21 protein-coding genes are annotated in these 23,474 nt (G+C 46.9%); 19 read left to right on the forward strand and 2 right to left on the reverse strand.

Annotated elements, in window-relative coordinates; translation table 11 throughout:
- The first annotated feature begins 7 nt into the window (after positions 1 to 7).
- The 3 genes from leuD (at position 8) to glpK (ending at position 4,152) form a co-directional block, all read left to right on the forward strand.
- On the forward strand, positions 8 to 613 hold the full coding sequence (gene leuD, locus JEZ96_RS01705) for a 3-isopropylmalate dehydratase small subunit (RefSeq protein ID WP_025008058.1): 606 nt from the start codon (positions 8 to 10) through the stop codon (positions 611 to 613).
- A 525-nt stretch (positions 614 to 1,138) separates the two neighbouring features.
- Positions 1,139 to 2,488, forward strand: a complete 1,350-nt coding sequence (locus JEZ96_RS01710; protein ID WP_061783353.1) for an outer membrane protein transport protein — start codon at positions 1,139 to 1,141, stop codon at positions 2,486 to 2,488.
- A 179-nt stretch (positions 2,489 to 2,667) separates the two neighbouring features.
- The gene (glpK, locus tag JEZ96_RS01715) at positions 2,668 to 4,152 is read left to right on the forward strand and encodes a glycerol kinase GlpK (protein WP_128090192.1); all 1,485 of its coding nucleotides are present in this window, start codon (positions 2,668 to 2,670) and stop codon (positions 4,150 to 4,152) included.
- Positions 4,153 to 4,258: 106 nt separating this feature from the next.
- On the opposite strand, the gene JEZ96_RS01720 is transcribed toward glpK, so the two are convergent.
- Positions 4,259 to 4,588: a hypothetical protein gene (locus JEZ96_RS01720; protein WP_198779844.1), complete on the reverse strand. Its 330-nt coding sequence runs from the start codon at positions 4,586 to 4,588 to the stop codon at positions 4,259 to 4,261.
- Between the two features lie 458 nt (positions 4,589 to 5,046).
- Between JEZ96_RS01720 and mraZ the strand changes: the two genes are divergently transcribed.
- From mraZ to lpxC, 15 genes are all read left to right on the forward strand, one after another.
- Positions 5,047 to 5,505 (forward strand): division/cell wall cluster transcriptional repressor MraZ, encoded by a 459-nt coding sequence (gene mraZ, locus JEZ96_RS01725; RefSeq protein WP_025008060.1) that lies wholly within the window; start codon positions 5,047 to 5,049, stop codon positions 5,503 to 5,505.
- A 31-nt stretch (positions 5,506 to 5,536) separates the two neighbouring features.
- Entirely contained in the window at positions 5,537 to 6,478 is a 942-nt protein-coding gene (gene rsmH, locus JEZ96_RS01730) for a 16S rRNA (cytosine(1402)-N(4))-methyltransferase RsmH (protein ID WP_061783355.1), read from the forward strand.
- 10 nt (positions 6,479 to 6,488) lie between these two features.
- Positions 6,489 to 6,803, forward strand: a complete 315-nt coding sequence (ftsL, locus tag JEZ96_RS01735) for a cell division protein FtsL (protein WP_011787777.1) — start codon at positions 6,489 to 6,491, stop codon at positions 6,801 to 6,803.
- A gap of 13 nt (positions 6,804 to 6,816) precedes the next feature.
- Entirely contained in the window at positions 6,817 to 8,568 is a 1,752-nt protein-coding gene (locus JEZ96_RS01740; RefSeq protein WP_011787778.1) for a peptidoglycan glycosyltransferase FtsI, read from the forward strand.
- Complete coding sequence (murE, locus tag JEZ96_RS01745; protein WP_061783356.1) at positions 8,565 to 10,067, forward strand: UDP-N-acetylmuramoyl-L-alanyl-D-glutamate--2,6-diaminopimelate ligase; 1,503 nt, start codon at positions 8,565 to 8,567, stop codon at positions 10,065 to 10,067. Before JEZ96_RS01740 ends, murE begins: the two co-directional genes overlap by 4 nt.
- Complete coding sequence (locus JEZ96_RS01750) at positions 10,064 to 11,446, forward strand: UDP-N-acetylmuramoyl-tripeptide--D-alanyl-D-alanine ligase (protein WP_025008062.1); 1,383 nt, start codon at positions 10,064 to 10,066, stop codon at positions 11,444 to 11,446. The genes murE and JEZ96_RS01750 overlap by 4 nt, the downstream gene beginning before the upstream one ends.
- Complete coding sequence (gene mraY / locus JEZ96_RS01755; protein WP_025008063.1) at positions 11,447 to 12,529, forward strand: phospho-N-acetylmuramoyl-pentapeptide-transferase; 1,083 nt, start codon at positions 11,447 to 11,449, stop codon at positions 12,527 to 12,529. It begins immediately after the preceding gene.
- Between the two features lie 6 nt (positions 12,530 to 12,535).
- Entirely contained in the window at positions 12,536 to 13,855 is a 1,320-nt protein-coding gene (gene murD / locus JEZ96_RS01760) for a UDP-N-acetylmuramoyl-L-alanine--D-glutamate ligase (RefSeq protein WP_025008064.1), read from the forward strand.
- On the forward strand, positions 13,845 to 15,056 hold the full coding sequence (gene ftsW, locus JEZ96_RS01765; RefSeq protein ID WP_025008065.1) for a cell division protein FtsW: 1,212 nt from the start codon (positions 13,845 to 13,847) through the stop codon (positions 15,054 to 15,056). The genes murD and ftsW overlap by 11 nt, the downstream gene beginning before the upstream one ends.
- The gene (murG, locus tag JEZ96_RS01770) at positions 15,056 to 16,144 is read left to right on the forward strand and encodes an undecaprenyldiphospho-muramoylpentapeptide beta-N-acetylglucosaminyltransferase (protein ID WP_061783357.1); all 1,089 of its coding nucleotides are present in this window, start codon (positions 15,056 to 15,058) and stop codon (positions 16,142 to 16,144) included. The genes ftsW and murG overlap by 1 nt, the downstream gene beginning before the upstream one ends.
- 2 nt (positions 16,145 to 16,146) lie before the next feature.
- Entirely contained in the window at positions 16,147 to 17,613 is a 1,467-nt protein-coding gene (gene murC / locus JEZ96_RS01775; RefSeq protein WP_011787785.1) for a UDP-N-acetylmuramate--L-alanine ligase, read from the forward strand.
- A 151-nt stretch (positions 17,614 to 17,764) separates the two neighbouring features.
- Positions 17,765 to 18,514 carry a cell division protein FtsQ/DivIB gene (locus JEZ96_RS01780; protein ID WP_011787786.1) on the forward strand — a complete coding sequence of 250 codons (750 nt, stop codon included), beginning with the start codon at positions 17,765 to 17,767 and terminating at the stop codon, positions 18,512 to 18,514.
- Complete coding sequence (gene ftsA / locus JEZ96_RS01785; protein WP_011718494.1) at positions 18,495 to 19,730, forward strand: cell division protein FtsA; 1,236 nt, start codon at positions 18,495 to 18,497, stop codon at positions 19,728 to 19,730. Before JEZ96_RS01780 ends, ftsA begins: the two co-directional genes overlap by 20 nt.
- A 33-nt stretch (positions 19,731 to 19,763) precedes the next feature.
- The gene (gene ftsZ, locus JEZ96_RS01790) at positions 19,764 to 20,951 is read left to right on the forward strand and encodes a cell division protein FtsZ (RefSeq protein WP_011787787.1); all 1,188 of its coding nucleotides are present in this window, start codon (positions 19,764 to 19,766) and stop codon (positions 20,949 to 20,951) included.
- A gap of 180 nt (positions 20,952 to 21,131) precedes the next feature.
- The gene (lpxC, locus tag JEZ96_RS01795) at positions 21,132 to 22,052 is read left to right on the forward strand and encodes a UDP-3-O-acyl-N-acetylglucosamine deacetylase (protein ID WP_011787788.1); all 921 of its coding nucleotides are present in this window, start codon (positions 21,132 to 21,134) and stop codon (positions 22,050 to 22,052) included.
- Positions 22,053 to 22,063: 11 nt separating this feature from the next.
- Here the strand turns inward: lpxC and JEZ96_RS01800 are convergent, their stop codons facing one another.
- Positions 22,064 to 22,510: a DUF721 domain-containing protein gene (locus JEZ96_RS01800; protein WP_014609691.1), complete on the reverse strand. Its 447-nt coding sequence runs from the start codon at positions 22,508 to 22,510 to the stop codon at positions 22,064 to 22,066.
- A gap of 27 nt (positions 22,511 to 22,537) precedes the next feature.
- Here JEZ96_RS01800 and JEZ96_RS01805 point away from each other — a divergent pair, with 27 nt between their 5' ends.
- Positions 22,538 to 23,437, forward strand: a complete 900-nt coding sequence (locus tag JEZ96_RS01805) for a M23 family metallopeptidase (protein WP_025008066.1) — start codon at positions 22,538 to 22,540, stop codon at positions 23,435 to 23,437.
- Positions 23,438 to 23,474 lie beyond the last annotated feature (37 nt).

Below are 23,474 nucleotides of genomic sequence, written 5' to 3' on the forward strand. Positions count from 1 at the left end.
GAAGTTAATGCAACCTTTTACGACCCATACCGGGCTTGCGGTCATGATCGACAGCACCAATATCGATACGGATCAGATCATTCCGAAACAGTTTTTATCTAAGGTGACGCGCGATGGTTTTGGCGTGCACTTATTTCATGACTGGCGTTATTTAGATGATGCGGGCGATGTGCCCAATCCTGAGTTTTCATTGAACCAGCCTCGTTATAAAGGCGCTTCAATTCTTGTGTCGCAGGAAAACTTTGGTTGTGGTTCAAGCCGCGAACATGCGCCTTGGGCGCTGGCAGACTTTGGTTTTCGCGCCATTATTGCACCGAGTTTTGCCGACATTTTTTACGGCAACTCAATCAATAATGGCTTGTTACCTGTGGCGTTAACCCATGCGCAGGTGCGTCAGTTGATGGACGAAGTGGCGGCAGAAGAAGGTGCGCAAATCACGGTCGATCTCACAAGCTGTAAAGTGATTTCACCGTTAGGTGCTGAGTTTAGTTTTACGCTGGCAGAGTCGGCGAGACATAAGCTACTCAATGGGTTAGATGCTATTGGGCTGACCTTGTCCCATGCTGCGCAAATTAGTCAGTACGAAACCCAAATCCAAGGCTGGCGGAGTTAAAATTTCAGCGAACACTTGTACCTATGATGATGCAATAATAAAACGCCTTGACGAAAGTCTAGGCGTTTTTGTTAGCACATTTGTTGAGCATTAATTTAAGTGCATGTATTAAATTGATAATTTATTTATTTGTTATTATGGATGTCTAATTTTAAAAAGAGGTAGTGATTTGTGCTGATATTGCCAATTAATAATGATAAACACTTGTGCTGTTGTTGTTTTTTATTATCTATTTGTTTGTGTTTAATTATTTTGTTTTTGTTGCATTTTTAGAACTACATTGAGCGAACGTGCCTAGCCAATTTGTTAGTTATTTTTGATCTGAAAAGTGATTTTTATCACTAAAAATTTTAATCAAGCAAGTGTTTGTAGTTTTTTTATCTGTTTTATCTCCTCTGGTTGCAAACATCTTCTGCATAAGTAAACTGCAGCGCATTCAATCTGGAGTGTTTACTCTATTTTGCCTGAATGCCGTAGTACTTATTTAAGTAGTACAGATAACAATAAGATAATTAGAGAATGATAATGCAAAAACGTCTTCTGACTTTGGCTGTCACTGCAGCCTTGTTAACTTCAACGACTCAACTCCATGCCGCTGGTTTCCAATTGGCCGAATATTCTTCTACAGGTTTAGGCCGCGCCTTTGCAGGGGAAGCTGCTATGGCGGATAACGCCTCTGCCCAAGGTCGAAATCCTGCCATGCTCACTTATTTAGAAGGACGTCAGCTTTCTGCGGGTGGTATTTATGTGATGCCAAACGTCGATGTGAAAGGTGATGTGAGCCTAAGCTCGCCGTTACTGGGGCCAGATCCCGTTAAAATGCAAGGCGGCGATGCTCTGGATGTGGCCGATAGCGCGTTGGTGCCAAACTTTTATTATTCAAATCAGTTAAATGATCAATGGACTTGGGGCCTAGCGGTAAACTCTAACTATGGTCTCGCCACAGAATTACCTGCAACCCACGCCGCGGCCATTTTTGGTAATAAGACCTCGGTAACGACCGTTGAGTTTAATCCTAATGTTGCTTATCGCATCAATGATGCAGTCAGTGTAGGCGGTGGTGTGCGAATCGTTTATGGTGAAGGTGAAATCGGTGCTTCATTACCCGGTTGGGTCGATGGTATTAAACCGAGTTTACCTGCGCAAGTGGCTGCCATGTTGCCCCCAGGCGGTACTGAGCTGAAGAGTATGAAGGGTGATGATATTGGCTATGGCTGGCAGTTAGGCGCAAGCTGGCAGATTACCCCCGCTCACCGTTTAGGTTTGGCTTACCATAGCGGCGTTAAGCTAGATCTTGATGGTCATGCTTCAGGGGTCATTTATACGGGTGGCCAAGATGTGTCTATCGAAGGTTATTTACCGCTTGAATTACCCGCATTTGCAGAAATTGCATCCCACCATCAACTGACCGATAACTGGGCCATGCATGCGAGTGTAAACTGGACCGATTGGAGTGTATTTGATCAGTTAGTGGCGTATTTCCCCGGCGAGGTTAAACCTAAGGGTGACTTAGAGTCTGATTTAGTGAAAGAAGAACACTTTGAAGATAACTGGCGTTTCGCGCTGGGAACGACCTACCAAGTGAATAATGCTTGGTTAGTGCGTGCCGGTGTCGCTTTAGATAAAACGGCGGCAACAGATGAGTGGCGTACCACTACAATTCCTGACTCTGACCGTTTGTGGTTCTCTGTGGGCGCAGGTTATCAGGCTTCCAAAAATCTGAATGTTGATTTTGCAGTGACGTATATCAAAGCGACAGGCGATGCGCCCATCAACGAACAGCAAAATCTATTAAACTTAGCGACAGTTAACTTTAACGGCGAAGCGAGCGGCAATGTATGGCTTGCGGGTATTCAAATGAGCTACAAGATGTAAGTTCGGTATGTTAAAAAAAGCCCTGAATCTTCAGGGCTTTTTTATGGCTAGAATAAAGTTCGTCGGGTTAGCTTACTGTTCACGGCGGAAAATTCCGAATATATTCACTACATAAGTAGTAAGTCATTTCAATTCTCGCTGATATAAATGTCGACAGAGGATCCAGATAGGATAGTAGCGTGCAGAAAAAATACGTGGTGGCCTTAGATCAAGGCACGACCAGTTCAAGGGCGATAGTGTTCGATCACGATGCAAACATTGTCAGTGTGTCCCAGCGGGAATTTACCCAGTTGTATCCTAATCCAGGTTGGGTCGAGCATGATCCCATGGAGATTTGGGCAAGCCAAAGTTCAGTGTTAGTTGAAGCGCTGGCGCGTGCGGGTATTCACAGCGATGAAGTGGCGGCCATTGGCATAACCAATCAGCGGGAAACCACCGTTATTTGGGAGAAGGCCACAGGTAAACCTATTTATAACGCGATTGTGTGGCAGTGCCGTCGCAGCGCTGAGATTTGTGAGCAACTCAAAGCTCAAGGGTTAGAAGAATATGTGCGTGAGAATACCGGTTTATTACTCGACCCTTATTTTTCAGGCACTAAGATCAAATGGATTTTAGATAATGTGCCCAATGCCCGTGAGCAAGCCGAGCGTGGTGAGTTGTTGTTCGGCACTATCGATACTTGGCTCGTGTGGAAGTTAACCGAAGGCAAGGTACATGTCACCGATCCCACCAATGCTGCCCGCACGTTGCTATTCAATATCCATAGCCTGACTTGGGATAATAAGTTACTCGAAGCCTTAGATATTCCCTTGTCTATGTTGCCTGACGTTAAACCCTCCTGCAGCGTGTATGGCACCACACGGATTGCCGGTGAAGGCAGTGAAATCCAAGTTGCAGGAATGGCGGGCGATCAACAGGCTGCGCTTTTTGGCCAGTTATGTGTCGAGCCCGGCATGGCGAAGAATACCTACGGCACTGGTTGTTTTTTGTTGATGAATACTGGGACCAAAGCGGTGCGCTCAAACCATGGCTTATTGACTACAGTTGCCGTGGGGCCTAAGGGTGAAGTGAACTATGCCCTCGAAGGTTCAGTTTTTATGGGCGGCGCGACCATTCAATGGTTGCGGGATGAACTCGGGCTTATTCGTGATGCCAGTGATACCGAATACTTTGCCTCTAAGGTCGCCGATACTAATGGCGTATATCTGGTTCCCGCTTTTGTGGGACTCGGGGCGCCCTATTGGGATCCCAATGCCCGTGGCGCGCTATTTGGGTTAACCCGCGGCGCCAACCGTAATCATATTATTCGGGCGGCGTTAGAATCCATCGCTTATCAGAGTAAAGATTTACTCGATGCCATGATCAAAGACAGTGGCGTCAGCCTTAAGCGTTTAAAAGTGGATGGTGGCGCGGTCGCCAATGATTTTTTGATGCAGTTTCAAGCGGATATTACCGATGTTGAGGTACTAAGGCCAAGCGTTTGTGAGACAACCGCTTTGGGCGCGGCATTTTTAGCTGGGTTGGCCGTGGGCTTTTGGGAGAGTGTGATAGAGCTTGAGCACAAAGCCTGCATCGATAAGCATTTTATCCCTAATATCGATGCCCAGACTCGAGTGCAGCTATATGCAGGTTGGCAGGATGCGGTGGCCAGAACTCGAACATAACTCATTGAATTTTAGCATGCTTAGATTTGGTCTATTGTTTGGTTGTTGCTAAGAAAAAGGCGCTAATCCTGTGGATTGCGCCTTTTTCTTTTTGTGTAATAAGAACTTAGACTTCAACATCAATAATATGTTGAGTCTGTGGTTTTTTAATTTCAGCACTATCATCAGTGACTTCAAGTACAGCGCCTTCTTTTAACTCTTTAGCTTTATCTGATGCGCGCCGTTTTTTGTTCTTACTGGTTTCAGACTCTTTGCGCCTATCTCTGACTTTGGCATCTCGGCGCTCTAGCGTCGGAGGCAATTGTGACTGCGGTGCTTCATGGCTATCAGGGGCATTTGCTGTGGCACTATGCACTTGGTCGACGACCCGTTTAGGGTTCAATACGGCTTTTGCTGGCTGTGCCAGCATGGCATAAATGCTATCCAATCCACTCATAACGCCTCCTTAGTTCTATCTATCTTAACCTTATATCGGCAGAGGTTGGTTAATATTTAGACTATATGTGATGTTATTCTTCAAAACGCTATCTACACATTGAAGCAACTATTTGCTGCTGATGGGTGATTAAAGGTCATTTTATTAGTCGATTGCCTTATTAATAAATAGAGATAAATACTCAAATTCATCTTTCAACTACCTGAAAGCTAAAGGTTGCTGCTTTTTTCAACTCTATTTATTCCTATGCTTTCCATCGTTTAGCTAATTTGGGTGCGATATTTTGTCAAAACTTTGTCACTAAGCCATAGGCATGACATGCTGCTAACCCGCTTGCCGACTGGCTTTATAAAAGGATTCCATCCCTTGACAATGCTTGTCTACTGTCCCTAAACTTAGCAGTTGTGGGAAATAGTGGATATTTGTGGATCAAAAATCACAGGATGGGATGAATTAGCGTGTTTCGTGGAGCCAGTGCTATCAACTTAGATACAAAGGGACGGATCGCTATTCCAGTGCGATACCGCGAACCTTTGCAGCTTGAGCACCAAGGCCGCATCGTGATTACCGTTGATATTCAATCCGCCTGTTTACTCTTGTATCCAATCCATGAATGGGAATTGATTGAAGCAAAATTATTGAAGCTTTCCGATACCGATAAGACCCAAAGATCTTTAAAACGGCTGTTATTGGGTTATGCCCACGAAGTGGAGCTTGACGGTAACGGGCGAATATTACTGCCACCACCATTGAGGCAATACGCCAATTTAGATAAGCGCATTATGCTGGTGGGACAACTGAATAAGTTTGAGCTGTGGGATGAGCAAACTTGGCTGCAGCAAATTGATGAATGCCAGGAAACTATTCGAAGTGAGGAGCTTGCTAATAACGAGCGCCTGGCAGATTTTTCACTCTAACGAGTCGCGCTAATTATATTAAGAAGAGAGTATGAGTCAGGAATTTGCCCATTTATCCGTTCTGTTAGCAGAAACGGTTGGCGGTTTAAACATCAAAGACGATGGCATCTATATCGATGGCACGTTTGGCCGCGGTGGTCATTCAAGACAGATATTGCTGCGGCTCGGTGACAATGGTCGATTGATTGCAATTGATCGCGATCCCCAAGCGATTGAGGCGGCAAAACAATTTAGTGATGATCCGCGCTTTCAAATTGTGCATGGCGGTTTTGGCCAATTAGCCGATTACGTCAAAGATCTTGGGCTTGTGGGCAAAATTGATGGCGTATTACTCGATTTAGGTGTGTCATCACCTCAACTTGACGATGCCGAGCGCGGTTTTAGCTTTTTGCGAGATGGCCCACTCGATATGCGGATGGACAACAGCCAAGGCCAAACAGCCGCACAATGGTTGGCTCACGCTGAAATTGAAGATATGGCTTGGGTATTTAAAACCTATGGTGAGGAAAAAAACGCCCGTCATATCGCCCGTTGTATTGCTGCTGACCGTGACAAAACGCCATTTTTACGCACTAAAGATTTGGCCGATTTAATTGCGCGTATCACGAAGAATAAAGAACGCAATAAGCACCCAGCAACCCGAGTGTTTCAGGCGATACGTATCTATATCAACAGTGAATTAGACCAAATTGATCAGGCGCTTGAAGGGGCATTAGCTGTACTCGCTCCCCAAGGGCGATTATCCATCATTAGCTTTCATTCCTTAGAAGATCGTATCGTGAAGCGTTTTATCCGTCGTCATAGCCAAGGTGAGAGTGTGCCGTACGGTTTGCCGATCACTGAAGATCAAATTAATAAGTCGCGTAAATTACGCGCCATTGGTAAGGCGATTATGCCATCCGATGAGGAAATTGAACGCAATGCCAGGGCTCGCAGCTCAGTATTACGCATTGCCGAGCGTTTAGATTACTAAGGGGCGAACTGTGAGTAAGCCCTCATTAAATTTACCACGAGTGGTACTACATGATTTGTGGTCACACAAATGGATTTTGTTACTGGCTTTACTCGTGCTCAGTAACGCGGTTGTTGTTGTTTATATCAGCCACGCTAGCCGTAATCTCGCGACACAGTGGGATCAACTGTTACAGGAACGGGATAGGCTGGATATTGAATGGCGCAATTTATTGTTGGAAGAACAAACGCAGACAGAGCATAGCCGTATTACGCGTATTGCATCGAAAGAACTCAACATGAGTCGCCCGTTACCCAGCGAAGAAATTGTGGTAAAGGTGCCGTGAGTATAGGGAAGATATGATTAGGCAAGCAAAAACCAAACAGGCGAGTAAAAAGCAAAAACCGCAACTTATCCATTGGCGTTTATACGTGGTGGTTGGGTTTGTGTTTGCGCTATTTTCGAGCTTGGTGGGGCGGGCTGCTTATATTCAAATTATCGAGCCAGATAAGTTACGCCATGAAAGTGATATGCGTACTCTGCGTACCACGAGCCGTGAGGTTCAGCGAGGGTTAATCACAGATCGAAATGGTGATATGCTTGCCGTGAGCGTGCCAGTGCGTGCGGTTTGGGCCGATCCAAAGCAAGTTAATGACAGCAATAGTTTTGCCGATATGCGCCGCTGGCAAGCGTTGGCCGATGTGTTACATGAACCGTTAGCAGATGTGCTAGATAGAGTTCGTAGTAACCCCACTAAACGCTTTACCTATCTTAAACGTCAAGTCACCCCCGCAGTGGCGGATTACATTACTCAGCTGAAGTTACCTGGGGTGTTTTTAAAATCAGAATCCCGCCGTTATTATCCAGGTGGTGAAATTACCGCTCAGCTTATTGGTATCACTAACATTGATGATGTTGGGATTGAAGGCGTTGAAAATGCCTACAATAGTTGGTTGACAGGCACGCCATCCAAACAAAAGGTGCGTAAGTCGCGTGATGGTCATGTCGTTGAGCACCTCGATATAGTACAAGAAGGCGAGAGTCCAAATGATCTTGTACTGAGTATTGATCATCGTATTCAGCAGTTAGCCTACCGTGAGCTTAAACGTACTACAGAGATGAACCAAGCCACCTCTGGCTCGATTGTCGTACTAGACATCCATACGGGTGAAGTGCTTGCCATGGTAAACACCCCCTCTTATAACCCCAATTCTCGCGATAATCTGCAAACCTTCAGAATGCGTAATCGCGCTATGACAGACACTTTTGAACCGGGGTCGACGATTAAACCTTTTGTCGTGGCGGCGGCGCTTGAGGCTGGCACTGTTAAGGCAACGGATATTATCCCGACTTCTCCAGGTTGGATGCGTTTAGGTGGGCGCCAAGTGCGTGACCCTAATAATTATGGTGATATGAGCCTTGCGCGTATTCTGGCGAAATCTAGCAACGTAGGGATCAGTAAGTTAGCCCTGTCCATTCCGGTACAACAACTGCTAGGTACTTATCAGTCCATGGGGTTAGGTAGTTTTTCGGGGATTAATCTTACGGGTGAAAGTGCTGGTCTTATTCAGGATCGTCATCGTTGGTCTGACTTTGAGCGTGCAACGCTTTCTTTTGGTTATGGTTTAACGGCAACAACGCTACAACTTGCGCGTATGTATGCCACTTTAGGCAATGGCGGTACTTTGTATCCAGTGTCGATTTTAAAATTGAAAAAACCACCTGAAGGTGAGCGAGTTATCTCAGCTAAGGTTGCCCGCGATGTATTACAGATGCTGGTGACTGTGACTGAAAAAGGTGGCACAGGCACCTTAGCGCATATTGATGGTTATCCTGTCGCGGGTAAATCTGGGACGAGTCGTAAAGCCGTTGCGGGTGGCTATGGTGATGATTATGTTGCGTTATTTGCGGGCGTTGCGCCAGCGAATAATCCCAAGTTAGCCATAGTTGTTGTGGTCAACGAGCCTAAGGGTGATTTGTATTATGGTGGTTCAGTGGCAGGGCCGGCATTTGCCAAGGTAATGTCTGGCGCACTGCAAATGTTAAATGTCGAACCTATTTCCGATAAAGAACAGGTGCAATTGGCCGGAATTGCAGGGAGAGCAGAATGATGTTGCTACGGGACCTGTTAGCGCCTTGGTTTATATATTCGGGTGATCAATCTTTCAATGAGTTGACCTTAGATAGCCGCGCAATACGCCGCGGCGATGTGTTTTTGGCGTTGCCAGGGCATAGGGTCGATGGCAGACAGTTTATTGATAAAGCCTTAGATTTAGGTGCCACAGGCGTATTAGTTCACACGGATGATGCTGACCAACATGGCAAAGTGTTGCTTGGCGATAATGCTGAACGTGGCGTGCAGATTTATTTTTTCCAATTAAATCGTCAGGTATCAGCGATAGCCGCCCAGCGTTATCCCTTAGCGCACCAGTTTGCCGTTACGCCCTCCCTTGGCGTTATCGGCATTACCGGCACCAATGGTAAAACCTCAACTAGTCAACTCATTGCACAGCTAGTGACGTCATTGGGGCGAAAAGCTGCTGTTATGGGTACATTGGGAAATGGCCTATGGGGTGAACTAGTTGATAGCGGTAATACCACTGCCGATGCGATTACCCTAATGCGTCAGTTGCATGAATTTGAAGCCCAAGGCGCGAGCGTTTGTGCTATGGAAGTGTCGAGCCACGGGCTAGTGCAAGGCCGCGTCGATGCAGTACCATTCGATGTCGCCGTGTTCACTAACTTAACGCGCGATCACCTCGATTACCACGGCGACATGGAAAGCTATGCCGCCGCTAAGCAAAGCCTATTTCGGTTTAGCACTTTAGGTCATGGTTTATTGAATCTCGATGACCCCGTTGGTGCATCTTGGTTGATTGAGCTTAAAGACATGGCTGCACAGATCTGGGGCTTTAGTATCGAAGGCCACCAAGCCGCCGCTTTTTATACCAAAAATACTCAGTTTGACGATCAAGGCGTAAGTGCAACTTTAGTGTGGCCCGAGGGCGAAACTCAAATTCACTCGCCACTTCTGGGGGCTTTTAATCTTTCCAATTTACTTGCGGCGTTATCGGCCTTGTATCTGCAAGGTTTTGATATGGAAGCCTTAGCCGAGCAAGTGCAGTATTTAACGCCTGTTGCGGGTCGTATGGAGCGTTTTACTACGGCGGATAACATCACCTTAGTCGTCGATTATGCACATACACCCGATGCGATAGAGCAGGCATTAACGGCCTTACGCCGCCATTGTGCGGGGGATTTATGGTGCGTGTTTGGTTGCGGTGGAGACCGCGATAAGGGCAAGCGCCCTTTGATGGGGCGTGCCGCTGAGCAATATGCAGACCGGATTATGGTGACCTGTGATAATGCACGCAGCGAAGATCCTGCACAAATTATTAGCGATATTATCCAAGGGCTTGTCACTCCAGAACGAGCATTGACTCAGGTTGACCGTATCACAGCAATTAAAGACGTTGTGGGATTGGCTAAATCTGGCGATCTGATCTTACTTGCGGGCAAAGGCCACGAAACTTACCAAGAGGCGGCAGGCGTGCGTCATAACTATGATGAACGCGCTTTGGCACGCCAGTTAGCGGAGCAATCAAAATGATCCCTCTTTCACTCGAAGTGCTAAGTCAACATTTAGGTGCGCATCGAGTCGGTAACGACGTTACCATCCAAGATTTAAGCAGTGATAGCCGCAAAGTCGGCGACGCAACCCTATTTGTCGCTTTAAAAGGAGAGCGTTTCGATGGCCATGATTTCGCAGCAACCGCTATTGAGAATGGCGCCGCAGCATTAATGGTTGAACGTGAGCTCGCTCTGAATATTCCACAACTGATAGTGGCAGATTGTCAAAAAGCGATGGGCGCGATAGGAGCTTATGTCCGTGACCAAATTAATCCCATTTGTGTGGCGTTGACGGGTTCAAACGGCAAGACCAGCGTAAAAGAAATGATCGCCACTATTTTGTCGGCTAAACACCAAGTGCTTTACACCGCGGGTAATTTTAATAACGAGATCGGTGTGCCCTTAACCTTGCTGCGCTTAACGCCTGCGGATGAGTATGGGGTGTTTGAGCTGGGCGCTAATCATAAAGGTGAGATTGATTACACCTCTGGGCTAGTCCGTCCGAATGTGGCGTTAGTCAATAATGTTGGCAGTGCCCATTTAGAAGGGTTTGGCTCGCAAGCGGGTGTTGCCCAAGCTAAATCGGAAATTTTTAACCATCTGCAGGCCGACGGTACTGCAATTATCAATGCTGATGATGCTTTCGCCGATGTGATGAGTGTTAAAGCAAGACCTTATAAACAATTGCATTTCTCTCAACAAGAGGGCGCAGCAAAGCGTCGTATTGACGTTATTGCTACGGGACATAAAGCAGATGCCGATGGCTGTTATCGTTTTATGCTCAACTACTTAGGTGAATCTTGTGACGTTAAGTTACCGCTGGCGGGGCGTCATCAGGTCAGTAATGCGTTAGCTGCAGCAAGCGTATGTATTGCATTGGGATTAAGTTTGACTGATATCGCCCATGGCCTAAGCCAATTAACGCCTGTAAAGGGGCGTATGCAGCCGAGTCAATTAGGACGAATTCGTTTAATCGACGATAGCTATAATGCAAATCCTGTATCTGTTGGCGCCGCTATCGCTTGGTTAAAGGAAATTTCTGAAAATCGCTGTTTGGTACTGGGAGATTTGGGCGAATTAGGCGACAATGCGCCCCTTTTACACGCCGAACTCGGACAACTGGCCAAACAGCAGGGGATTGATGCGCTGTTTTGTACAGGAGCGTTGAGTCAGCATACGAGCCAAGCTTTTGGGGCGGAGCACCATGAGAGCGTGGCTGTGTTAGTAGAAAAATTGATAAAGCACATTAACCAGTTGCCGGGACAGGTGACGGTTTTAGTCAAAGGTTCACGTAGCGCCGCCATGGAGCGGGTCGTGGATGGCCTAACAGTAGCCTTCGGGCGTGGGGAGTTAGTGTAAATGCTGGTATATCTGGCTGAGTATTTAACCCGTTTTTATACTGGGTTTAACGTGTTTTCCTATGTGACCTTTCGAGCCATTTTAGGCTTATTAACCGCGTTGATTTTTAGTTTATGGTGGGGACCAAAACTTATCGAACGCTTGCAATTATTGCAAATTGGTCAGGTTGTGCGTAACGATGGTCCAGAGTCACATTTTAGTAAGCGTGGCACGCCGACTATGGGTGGCTTACTGATATTGGCCGCTATTTTCATTAGCGTATTGCTATGGGGCGATCTTGGTAGCCGCTATGTGTGGGTGATGCTGTTTGTACTGGGCAGTTTTGGTCTGATCGGTTTTATCGACGATTACCGTAAAGTGGTACGTAAAGACACTAAAGGCTTGATTGCGCGTTGGAAATATATTCTGCAATCCTTAGCTGCATTGTTAATCGCCTTCTTTTTATATACAACCGCGGCTAACCCGGGTGAAACCCAATTAGTGGTTCCTTTCTTTAAGGATGTGATGCCACAGCTTGGTGGCGTGTTTATCGTGTTGGCGTATTTCACTATTGTGGGTTCGAGCAATGCGGTGAACTTAACTGATGGTTTGGATGGTTTGGCGATTATGCCGACTGTGATGGTTGCCGCCGCATTTGCGTTAATTGCGTATCTATCTGGTCATGTGCAGTTTGCAAATTATCTGCATATTCCACATTTGCCCGGTTCTGGTGAACTCGTGATTGTGTGTACTGCCATTGTTGGTGCTGGCTTAGGTTTTTTGTGGTTTAACACTTACCCAGCACAAGTGTTTATGGGGGATGTTGGCTCATTATCGCTAGGTGCTGCTTTAGGTGCTATCGCAGTGCTTGTGCGCCAAGAAATTCTACTTGTCATTATGGGCGGTGTGTTTGTGATGGAAACGGTGTCTGTGATCCTACAGGTGGGTTCCTATAAATTACGCGGGCAACGAATTTTCCGTATGGCACCTATTCATCATCATTATGAATTGAAAGGTTGGCCTGAACCTCGAGTGATAGTGCGTTTTTGGATTATCTCGATATTCCTCGTTTTGCTCGGTTTAGCCACATTAAAGTTAAGGTAATAGGGTATGCAACGTCAGTATTCACACATAGTGTTAGGTTTAGGCGCAACGGGGTTGTCCGTTGTACGCTATTTGTGTGGAAAGGGCATTACGCCACTGGTGATGGATAGCCGTAGACAACCTCCGGGGGCGGATACTCTTGCGGCCTCTTTCCCTGAAGTACAGTTAATTACGGGTGGTTTTGATTGTCGCTATTTAGTACAAGCCAGCCAAATTATTATTAGCCCAGGCATTGCTCTCGATACCGCTGAAGTGCGTGCAGTGTTAGATATGGGAATAGAGGTCATTGGTGACGTTGAACTTTTTGCCAGAGAAATCGCAGACCGAAAACCCTGCGTGATTGGTATTACTGGCTCTAATGGCAAGTCGACGGTCACAACCTTAGTCGGTGAAATGCTGCGTGAAGCAGGCATGGCTGTCGCTGTGGGGGGCAATATTGGTGTTCCTGCACTAGATCTGTTGAGCGAGAATGCTGAGATTTTTGTGCTTGAGCTGTCGAGCTTCCAACTGGAAACCACTCACAGCTTGAATTGCGTGGCTTCAACTTGCTTGAACGTGACGGAAGATCACATGGACAGATACAGCGATATGGATGCCTATCGCAAAGCAAAGCTGCGTCTGTACCATCAAAGTCGCTCCATCATTTTTAACCGTGATGATGCGCTGACTATACCTACCGAACCTATGAACCAAAACAGCTTTGGTTTAGCGCCGCCAGAGGGCGACGAGTGGGGTATTTGTGATAGTAAGATTTATCATGGTCGCAGCGAAATTATGCCAATTACCGAAGTGTCGCTAATTGGCAGTCATAACCATGCTAACTTACTTGCAGCCATGGCTCTAGTCTATGCCGTGGGTGTAGATAAGCAAGTGATGGCGAAGGTAGCTCGCACCTTTACTGGGCTCTCACACCGCTGTGAAGTGGTTGGGATAAAAGGCGGTGTGACTTATGTGAACGATTCCAAGGCCACCAATGTGGGCGCAACAGTTGCCGCACTTGATGGTTTAAGCGATCACTTAGGCGACATTATTTTAATTGCTGGCGGTGATGGCAAGGGGGCGGATTTCAGCCCGCTGGTTGAGCCACTGAGCAAGGTGACTCATCTGATTACCTTAGGCCGTGATGGCAATAAGATTGCTGCGCTGAAGGAAGGGGCTATTAAAGTCGACTCTATGGCTGCAGCCGTTGCCAAGGCGGCTGCATTAGCCACCTCAGGCGATATCGTTTTATTATCTCCCGCCTGTGCGAGTCTAGATATGTACAGTAACTTTATGGCGCGTGGCGATGATTTCCGCAATCTGGTGGAGCAGCTCGATGGCGAGTGATACAAGGCAATTCAGCCTGTTTGGTCGCTTGCTATCCGCAATGCCAAACTGGCAACGTGACACTGAAGTGCCGGGCGTGCAATTGTACGACCGTGCTTTGTTCACGGCTGTATTGTCTTTAATCGCTTTTGGTTTTGTGATGGTGATGTCGGCATCGATGCCAGAGGCTCAAACGCTAACCGGAAATCCGTTTCACTTTATGACTCGCCATGTGGGTTATTTGATTGGTTGTTTTGTCATTGCGGCTTTCGTGCTACGGGTAGATATGCAAACTTGGCAGCGTTTGAGTCCAATCATGCTGTTAGTTGTCGGTTTGATGTTGGTTGCAGTGTTACTGGTGGGGACCACAGTTAATGGTGCCACGCGCTGGTTATCTATCGGGCCTATTCGTATTCAAGTCGCAGAGTTGGCTAAGTTTGCTTTCTCTGTGTATATGGCAGGTTATCTTGTGCGTCGGCATCAAGAAGTTCGTGAAAATGCGAAGGGTTTCTATAAGCCGATAGCTGTGTTCGCGATTTACGCCATTTTGATCTTAATGCAACCTGACTTAGGTACAGTCGTGGTGCTATTCGTTGGAACAGTGGGGTTATTGTTCCTTGCCGGTGCGCGGTTACTCGATTTCTTTGCACTGATTTTTACTGGGGTTTTAGCCTTCGTTGCGCTGGTATTACTCGAACCTTACCGTATGCGCCGTGTCACCTCATTTATGGATCCTTGGCAAGATCCCTTTGGCAGTGGTTATCAGTTAACCCAATCTTTAATGGCCTATGGCCGTGGCGATTGGTTTGGTCAGGGGTTAGGTAATAGTATTCAAAAATTAGAATATTTGCCCGAAGCCCATACCGACTTTATCTTTGCTGTTATAGGGGAAGAGTTAGGTTTTATCGGCATTATTGCAGTGTTATCCGTGTTGCTGTTTGTGGCATTGAGGGCCATTCGCCTCGGCAATTTATGCCTAGTGATGGACAAAGCCTTCGAAGGTTATCTGGCCTATGCCATCGGCATTTGGATCTGTTTTCAGACCGTCGTTAATGTGGGAGCAAGCATTGGTATGTTACCTACTAAAGGGTTAACACTGCCCTTTGTAAGCTACGGTGGTAGTAGTTTATGGGTCATGACGGCGGCGGCAATGACATTGCTACGCATTGATTATGAACGGCGCATGAGTTTAGTTCAGGCCGTGCAAGGGAGATTGAAGTAATGACCCAAGAGGGTAAACGTATTCTAGTCATGGCAGGTGGTACGGGCGGGCATGTCTTCCCGGCGCTAGCGGTGGCCAAGTATTTAGCGCAACAGGGATGGCAAGTCCGTTGGTTGGGCACGGCCGATCGTATGGAAGCGCGTTTAGTACCGCAATACGGATTTGATATTGATTTTATTGATATCAAAGGGGTTCGTGGTAATGGTTTGGTTCGCAAAATGGCTGCCCCTTTTAAAGTGATCCGCTCTATCTTGCAGGCCAAAGCTGTAATAGCGGAATTTAAACCAGATGTCGTGCTCGGCATGGGTGGTTTTGCCAGTGGGCCTGGTGGCGTTGCAGCAAGACTTGCGGGTATTCCGTTAGTGTTGCATGAACAAAATGCGATTCCTGGCATGACGAATAAGTTGCTCTCTCGTATCGCAACTCAAGTGTTATGTGCTTTTAAAAACACCTTTACCACAGTGAAATCCAAGGTAGTGGGCAATCCCATTCGGCGTGAGCTAATCGCGCTAGGCGCTGAGCCAAAACCCCTTGCCGATGATGCTTTAAAAGTGCTTGTGGTGGGTGGAAGCCTAGGCGCCAAAATATTTAACGATTTAATGCCTTCTGTGGTGGCGGCCTTAAGTAAGCAGCAATCTATTACCGTTTGGCATCAGGTAGGTAAAGATAATTTAGCAGGTGTAAAAGCGGCATATCAGCAACAAGGCCAAGAGGGTGGGGTCAACATTGCTGAATTTATTGATGATATGGAAGCCGCCTACCGTTGGGCCGATGTGGTGCTATGCCGAGCAGGTGCACTAACAGTATCAGAGCTAGCCGCGGTGGGATTACCGAGTATTTTGGTTCCCTATCCCCATGCGGTGGATGATCACCAAACACGTAACGGTCAAGTATTGGTTGAGGCTGGCGCTGCTTTCCTATTGCCGCAAGCCATCTTGGACGTAGATAAGCTAGTGGGTAAATTACAATTGCTCGCTAATGACAGAACAGAATTAGCCCGTATGGGCCAAAGAGCAAGAGACGTTGCAGTACTGGATGCCACAGAACAAGTTGCAGCCGTGTGCATCAGCCTTGCTGAGAAAGGATAAGCATGACTAAAACAGAAAGATACATACAGCTAAGAAGCATGATCCCCGAAATGCGCCGTATTAAGCGTATTCACTTCGTCGGCATTGGCGGCGCGGGCATGGGCGGGATAGCTGAAGTGTTAGTGAACGAAGGCTATCAGGTGAGTGGTTCGGATATCGCCCAAAATACCGTGACCGACAGATTGTGTTTACTCGGTGCGAAGATCCAAATTGGTCATGCTGCTGACAATGTACAGCAAGTTGATGTTGTTGTGGTTTCGACCGCGATAAACGCTGAAAATCCTGAAATTATCGCCGCTAAAGAGTTACGGATCCCTATCGTTCGCCGTGCCGAAATGCTGGCGGAGTTAATGCGTTATCGCCATGGTGTGGCGATTGCGGGCACCCATGGTAAAACTACCACAACCAGTCTTATTGCCAGTGTCTATGGGCAAGCAGGGCGAGATCCCACTTTTGTTATTGGTGGCTTACTTAATAGCGCAGGTACTAATGCAAGATTGGGCACCAGTCGTTACTTGATTGCCGAAGCTGATGAAAGTGATGCAAGCTTCCTGCATCTGCAGCCTATGGTCAGCGTGGTAACCAATATTGAAGCCGATCATATGGATACCTATGGCGGTGACTTTGAAAAACTGAAATCGACCTTTGTGGATTTTCTGCATAATTTGCCATTCTATGGTGTGGCAGTCGTGTGTATTGATGATCCTGTTGTTCGTGAAATTATGCCGCGTATTGGTCGTCACTTAGTGACTTATGGTTTTAGTGATGACGCTGATGTTCAAGCATTAAACTTTAGCCAGCAAGGCCATCAATGCCGTTTTACGGTAAGACGCAAAGGTAAGGAAGATTTAGATCTGCTGCTTAACCTGCCAGGTCAGCACAATGTGCTAAATGCGCTGGCTGCGATTGCGGTAGCAACCGAAGATGAAATTGATGACAGCGCCCTTATTCAAGCCCTAGCTGAGTTCCAAGGCATTGGTCGTCGTTTCCAGCATTTAGGTAAGTTTGCCACACCTAAGGGTGAAGTGATGTTAGTTGATGACTATGGTCATCACCCAAGTGAAGTGGCTGCAACCATTAAAGCAGCACGAGCAGGCTGGCCAGAAAAACGCTTAGTCATGGCCTATCAGCCCCATCGATATACACGTACCCGTGATTTGTACGAAGACTTTATTGAGGTGTTATCTCAGGTGGATTGCCTGCTGTTACTCGATGTCTACAGTGCAGGCGAGGCACCCATTACCGGTGCCGATGGTCGGGCATTGTGCCGCTCGATTCGTCTTCGCGGCCAGCTTGATCCCATCTTTATTGCCAGCCCAGATCAGCTAGCCGAAGTGCTACCCGATGTGTTGCAGGAGGGGGATTTATTGTTGACCCAAGGTGCGGGTAATATAGGCGCCCTGTCGCGCCAGTTAGCGGTAACAGAATTAGGCTTTGCAAAGGTAGAAATCGCGCAGGTGCCAGCGTGATGTATGGTGTTTGGACTGTGGTTAAAAGGAAATTTTGACCAAAAGGTTTCGCTCTATATAATGGCCGGTTTTCTGTGGTTTTTGGTAAGTGTCGTTAAAGGTGGGATCAAACGTGTCTTGGAGTGATAAGAGGCGGCACTGGTGGGCGAGAATGTCACGGGTCAATTGGTATCTGTGGAGTGGGATTGGCTTTTTAAGTTTAGTGATTGGTAGTTTCGTCTTTGCAGGTTACCAATTACATAAGTTTTTGAATGATGCCAGTACACTGCCGATAGAAGCGGTTGCCATCAAAGGTGAACGGACTTACACCACAGATAGAGATATACAAATAGCACTACAGGATTTGATGCAGCGAAGTTTTTTTAGTGCTGATATCTCCTTAGTACAGCAGGCATTAGAAGCCTTGCCTTGGGTATATCGTGCGTCAGTAAGGCGCGAGTGGCCAGCGAAACTCAGGGTGTATTTGCAAGAACAACAACCCGTCGCCCATTGGAATGGAGCATCGTGGTTAAATGTGCATGGTGAAGTGTTTGAAGCGCCAGCGCGCCCAGAGCTTGAGTATTTGCCACAGCTATCAGGGCCTGATGATATGGGAGTCGAAGTATTAACCGCGTATGCACAGGTTAATTCATTGCTTAAAATTAATGGTTTTACTTTAGCTAGCTTGAATTTAACGCCGCGTCATGCGTGGCACGCGACCCTAGAGAACGGTATCGTTTTAGACTTGGGTCGAGAAGATAAAATTGCTCGGATACAAAGATTTATTACTGTTTATCCTCTTTTGGCAAAACAAGATAAACCGATTGCCAGAGTGGATTTACGCTACGACACAGGGTTGGCCGTAGGCTGGGGCGATGCACAAACAAGAGAACTGATAATTAATGACCAAAAACCAAGATAGAAATCTGATCGTCGGATTGGACATAGGAACCTCTAAGGTCGCAGTGATCATAGGCGAAGTTCTGCCCGATGGCGAAATCAGCATAGTCGGCCTTGGCAATCATCCTTCAAGGGGCATGGATAAAGGTGGCGTTAACGATTTAGACTCCATCGTTCGCAGTGTACAACGTGCGCTCGACCAAGCAGAATTAATGGCAGATTGCCAAGTTTCATCGGTTTACCTGAGCATTTCCGGTAAACATATCGCCTGCCAAAACGAAAACGGCATGGTGTCTATTAACGATGAAGAAGTGACACAGGAAGATGTGGACAATGTGATCCACACTGCGCGCTCGGTCAAGATCCCGACTGAACGTCGGATATTGCACGTACTGCCACAGGAATATGCCATTGATGTCCAAGACGGTATTCGCAGCCCAATCGGCATGTCAGGCATGCGGATGGAAGCCAAGGTACATATAGTGACCTGTGCCAATGATATGGCAAAGAACATCACTAAAAGCGTTGAACGCTGCGGTTTAAAAGTCGATGACTTAGTATTTTCAGGTATTGCTTCAGCCGACGCTGTGCTGACCTTCGATGAGAAAGACTTAGGTGTGTGTATCGTCGATATCGGCGGTGGCACTACCGATATTGCAGTGTATACCAATGGTGCGCTGCGCCACTGTGCGGTCGTGCCCGTTGCGGGTAACCAAGTGACTAACGACATTGCGAAGATTTTTCGCACGCCATCATCGCATGCTGAACAAATTAAAGTGCAATTCGCCTGTGCTCGCAGCTCCATGGTGAGTCGCGAAGACAGTATTGAAGTGCCATCGGTAGGTGGTCGCCCATCGCGCAGCATGTCGCGTCATACGCTGGCCGAAGTGGTGGAGCCAAGATATCAAGAGTTGTTTGAGCTAGTGCTCAAAGAGTTGAAAGACAGTGGTTTAGAAGATCAGATCGCCGCAGGTATTGTGCTAACGGGCGGTACCGCGTCGATTCAAGGTGTGGTGGATATTGCGGAAGCAACTTTTGGCATGCCAGTTCGGGTAGCGTCACCGTTACCGATCAAAGGGTTATATGAATACGTGGATCAGTCCATTTACTCAACGGGAGTTGGGCTGCTTCATTACGGTGCAAGAAGGGTGCTTGAACGTCAATTCGAGCGTCCTGAGCGCCAAGGGGTAACTAGCGCTTGGAATCGGGTCCAAAGCTGGTTTAAGGGCGAATTTTAATTTTCATAACGCAGGCAACACGGAGATCAGACAATGTTTGAGATCATGGATACTCACTCAGACGACGCGGTGATTAAAGTCATCGGCGTTGGCGGCGGCGGCGGTAACGCTGTCGAACATATGGTCAAACACAACATTGAAGGTGTTGAGTTTGTCGTTACCAACACAGACGCGCAGGCACTGCGTAAATCAAGTGCTGGCTCAACAATTCAATTAGGCCGTGATGTGACCAAAGGCCTAGGTGCAGGCGCGAACCCAGATGTGGGTCGTGCAGCAGCTGAAGAAGATCGCGAAAACATTCGTGCCGCAATTAAAGGTTCAGACATGATCTTTATCGCTGCGGGTATGGGTGGTGGTACGGGTACAGGTGCTGCGCCGGTCGTTGCACAAATCGCCCGTGAAGAAGGTATTCTGACCGTTGCGGTTGTGACTAAGCCTTTCCCCTTCGAAGGCAAAAAACGTATGGTTTATGCCGAGCAAGGTATTGCCGAGCTCGCTAAGCACGTGGACTCGCTAATTACGATCCCGAACGAAAAATTATTAAAAGTATTGGGCCGTGGCACTTCATTACTCGATGCATTTGCTGCTGCGAATAACGTGTTACTCGGAGCGGTGCAAGGTATTGCCGAGCTTATCACGCGTCCAGGTCTGATTAACGTCGACTTCGCCGATGTGAAGACTGTTATGTCTGAAATGGGTAATGCCATGATGGGTACAGGCGTTGCGCGTGGTGAAGATCGTGCTGAAGAAGCCGCTGAAGCTGCCGTTGCCAGCCCATTATTAGAAGATATCGACTTAGCCGGTGCCCGTGGTGTGTTAGTTAACATTACCGCAGGTATGGACATGAGCATCGAAGAATTCGAAACTGTCGGTAATCATGTTAAGGCTTATGCTTCTGACAATGCGACTGTGGTTGTGGGTGCGGTTATCGATCCTGAAATGAGCGACGAACTGCGTGTAACCGTTGTGGCTACTGGTATTGGCGCTGAAAAACGCCCTGATATCCAATTGGTTTCTAAACCTGCGCCGCGTCCAGAGCCTGTGGTTGTGGAACCAAAAGTTGAAGCTTATGTCGAAGAAGCAGTTCATGTAAACTATGCTGCACCGAAAGGTAACGTGTTACCAACGGCAGCACAGCCAGCACCGACTCCAGCACCCTCGACAAAGCATGAACTGGACTATCTTGATATTCCAGCATTTTTGCGTAAACAAGCTGATTAAAGACGGTATTTGAGTTCAGCGTGTATGTGGTGATATTGTTTGATTGAGCAATATCACAACATAGCTGCATTTGTATGACATGGTTAAGTTATGTTACCATGTCATACCAGTGTGGCCGTTTCGCCACTGCTGAGTGTGTAAATATTAAGCGCTATAATAGAAATTTAAACGGGTAACTGAATGATATTTCAAAGAACTGTTCAAAAAATGGTGAAAGCTACCGGGGTCGGATTACACTCTGGCAACAAGGTCACCTTGAGCATTATGCCCGCACCAGTTAATACAGGGATCGTACTTGTGCGTACCGACTTGAGTCCTGCTGTTGCTATTCCAGCGAAGGCAGAACAAGTTCGCGAAACCACGATGTGCACGGCTCTTGTTAATGACGAAGGTATTCGAATTTCAACTATTGAACATTTATTTGCAGCACTCGCGGGTTTAGGCATAGATAACGCCGTAATCGAAGTGGACGCGCCTGAAATTCCTATTATGGATGGCAGTGCGAGCCCATTTGTCTTCTTATTGCAGTCTGCTGGCATTAAAGAGCAGGCAGCACCTAAGAAGTACTTAAAGATTAAACGCCCTGTGCGCGTTGAAGATGGTGATAAATGGGCTGAGTTAAAACCGTTTAAAGGTTTTAGAGTTAATTTTAAAATTGACTTTGCTCATCCAGAGATCGCTCGTAGTCAACAGCATGTGGTGATGGACTTCTCAACCTCTGCATTTGTAAAAGAAATCAGCCGAGCCCGTACTTTTGGTTTTATGCGCGATATTGAGTATCTGCGTGCGAACAACCTTGCTTTAGGTGGCAGCATGGAAAATGCGGTTGTGCTTGATGAATACCGCGTCCTCAACCCCGATGGCCTGCGTTATGAGGATGAGTTTGTTAAGCACAAGATTTTAGATGCATTTGGTGATCTCTATGTCGCAGGACACGCGATTTTAGGTGAGTTCACGGCCTATAAAACGGGTCATGCGTTAAATAACCAATTAGTACGAGCATTGCTGGCACAACAAGATGCATGGGAATTGGTTAGCTTTGAAAAAGAAGCCGATGTTCCCGTTAGCTTTAGTGTACCTAGTGGCGCAGTATTTGCCTAAAAAGGGTTGATTTATTTATTACGGCTGGCCAATGAGGCCAGCCGTTTTAGTTTTTCACCCAGCGTTCCACTAATATTTTCCGCAAGTGCAGCAATATGTTCAGCGGCCGCAGGGCTCAGTTCTTTGTGCGCTTGTTTAGGCTTTGCATCATACAATGCTAATCTCGGGTTGACTTTAACCTCAATTGCGGTAAGGATTGTGAGCGTTTCTGCTTGAAGCTGTGCTAATAGCTTCGGCTTTTGGAAATTAATTCGTGCAGCCCAAGCCGCCGAAGTAGTTTCAATCACAAGAACACCTTGGCGGAAATTAGCGACTTTCAGCTGCTCCGCAACAGGACCTGCGACAATTTGCTTCACGTGCTGATCCAGGTATAAAAGTAGTTCCGCTTTCTCAGCGATGTCAGGTAATTTACCTGATTGATGTAGTAATTGGCTGAGATCTTGAGGGGGCTTTTTCATATGATAATAAGATGGCTGAATTAGGCTATGAGTGTAACAGTATTTATTCAAGGTCGGAATGGCGTCACACGCTGGCAACCCAGTAAACGTTGGTTGCTACTTCCTATATTATTGTTGGCAACGGGGACGGGTATTTATCAGCACAACTCTGCTCGATTTGAAGATCAGCAAGCCAGTGTGGATAATGATCGTCTCGTACGCGAACAACAAAAGAAACAAGTCTTAGAGCTAAAAAGTGCCACCGAGTCTCAACTAGCCATGCTAGCGACTCATGTTGCACGTATGCAAGCCAAAATCACCCGTCTCGAAGCTTTAGGCCAACAGGTTGCCCAACAGAATAAACTGGCTGAGGATTTTGATTTTTCCTCAGAAGTTGGGGTGGGTGGATTAAGCGAGTTAGGCACCAATATCGAGCTTGGTCAGCTTATCGATGATATGGATAAGTTGGCTTCACGAATTGACAACAATAATGTTCAATTGTCACTACTTGAAACTGTATCATCTAACCACCATATAGATGATGAGCGTTATATATCAGGTATCCCGCTCGATAAAGGTTGGTTATCGTCGCCTTATGGATTGCGTAATGATCCTTTTAATGGTCGCAGATCTGTGCACAAAGGAATTGATTTTACGGGTCGAGAAGGTGCCAAAGTCGTGGCGACGGCTGCTGGTGTGGTGACTTGGGCTGGGAATATGTTTGGTTATGGCGAATTAGTTGAAATTGATCATGGTAATGGTTTTCGAACTCGTTATGGCCATAATAAAGCTTTGTCAGTGACTGTAGGTGATGTAGTCGCAAAGGGCGATACTATCGCCAGTATGGGAAGCACTGGGCGCTCTACTGGTGCTCATGTGCATTATGAAGTGTTGCGTGGCGGACAACAGATAGATCCACAAAAGTTTGTCTACCGCAAAGCAAGTTAATTGAAACATTGGCTTCTAGTTTCCATCATGGACTTGG

The organism is Shewanella putrefaciens (assembly GCF_016406325.1).
Taxonomy (GTDB): domain Bacteria; phylum Pseudomonadota; class Gammaproteobacteria; order Enterobacterales; family Shewanellaceae; genus Shewanella; species Shewanella putrefaciens.

Bases quoted from the DNA above. Each gene is read 5' to 3' on its own strand.
- leuD (WP_025008058.1), top strand. From the start codon at position 8: ATGCAACCTTTTACGACCCATACCGGGCTTGCGGTCATGATCGACAGC.
- JEZ96_RS01710 (WP_061783353.1), top strand. From the start codon at position 1,139: ATGCAAAAACGTCTTCTGACTTTGGCTGTCACTGCAGCCTTGTTAACT.
- JEZ96_RS01720 (WP_198779844.1), bottom strand. From the start codon at position 4,588: ATGAGTGGATTGGATAGCATTTATGCCATGCTGGCACAGCCAGCAAAA.
- rsmH (WP_061783355.1), top strand. From the start codon at position 5,537: ATGAGTCAGGAATTTGCCCATTTATCCGTTCTGTTAGCAGAAACGGTT.
- JEZ96_RS01740 (WP_011787778.1), top strand. From the start codon at position 6,817: ATGATTAGGCAAGCAAAAACCAAACAGGCGAGTAAAAAGCAAAAACCG.
- murE (WP_061783356.1), top strand. From the start codon at position 8,565: ATGATGTTGCTACGGGACCTGTTAGCGCCTTGGTTTATATATTCGGGT.
- JEZ96_RS01750 (WP_025008062.1), top strand. From the start codon at position 10,064: ATGATCCCTCTTTCACTCGAAGTGCTAAGTCAACATTTAGGTGCGCAT.
- mraY (WP_025008063.1), top strand. From the start codon at position 11,447: ATGCTGGTATATCTGGCTGAGTATTTAACCCGTTTTTATACTGGGTTT.
- murD (WP_025008064.1), top strand. From the start codon at position 12,536: ATGCAACGTCAGTATTCACACATAGTGTTAGGTTTAGGCGCAACGGGG.
- ftsW (WP_025008065.1), top strand. From the start codon at position 13,845: ATGGCGAGTGATACAAGGCAATTCAGCCTGTTTGGTCGCTTGCTATCC.
- murG (WP_061783357.1), top strand. From the start codon at position 15,056: ATGACCCAAGAGGGTAAACGTATTCTAGTCATGGCAGGTGGTACGGGC.
- murC (WP_011787785.1), top strand. From the start codon at position 16,147: ATGACTAAAACAGAAAGATACATACAGCTAAGAAGCATGATCCCCGAA.
- JEZ96_RS01780 (WP_011787786.1), top strand. From the start codon at position 17,765: ATGTCACGGGTCAATTGGTATCTGTGGAGTGGGATTGGCTTTTTAAGT.
- ftsA (WP_011718494.1), top strand. From the start codon at position 18,495: ATGACCAAAAACCAAGATAGAAATCTGATCGTCGGATTGGACATAGGA.
- ftsZ (WP_011787787.1), top strand. From the start codon at position 19,764: ATGTTTGAGATCATGGATACTCACTCAGACGACGCGGTGATTAAAGTC.
- lpxC (WP_011787788.1), top strand. From the start codon at position 21,132: ATGATATTTCAAAGAACTGTTCAAAAAATGGTGAAAGCTACCGGGGTC.
- JEZ96_RS01800 (WP_014609691.1), bottom strand. From the start codon at position 22,510: ATGAAAAAGCCCCCTCAAGATCTCAGCCAATTACTACATCAATCAGGT.
- JEZ96_RS01805 (WP_025008066.1), top strand. From the start codon at position 22,538: ATGAGTGTAACAGTATTTATTCAAGGTCGGAATGGCGTCACACGCTGG.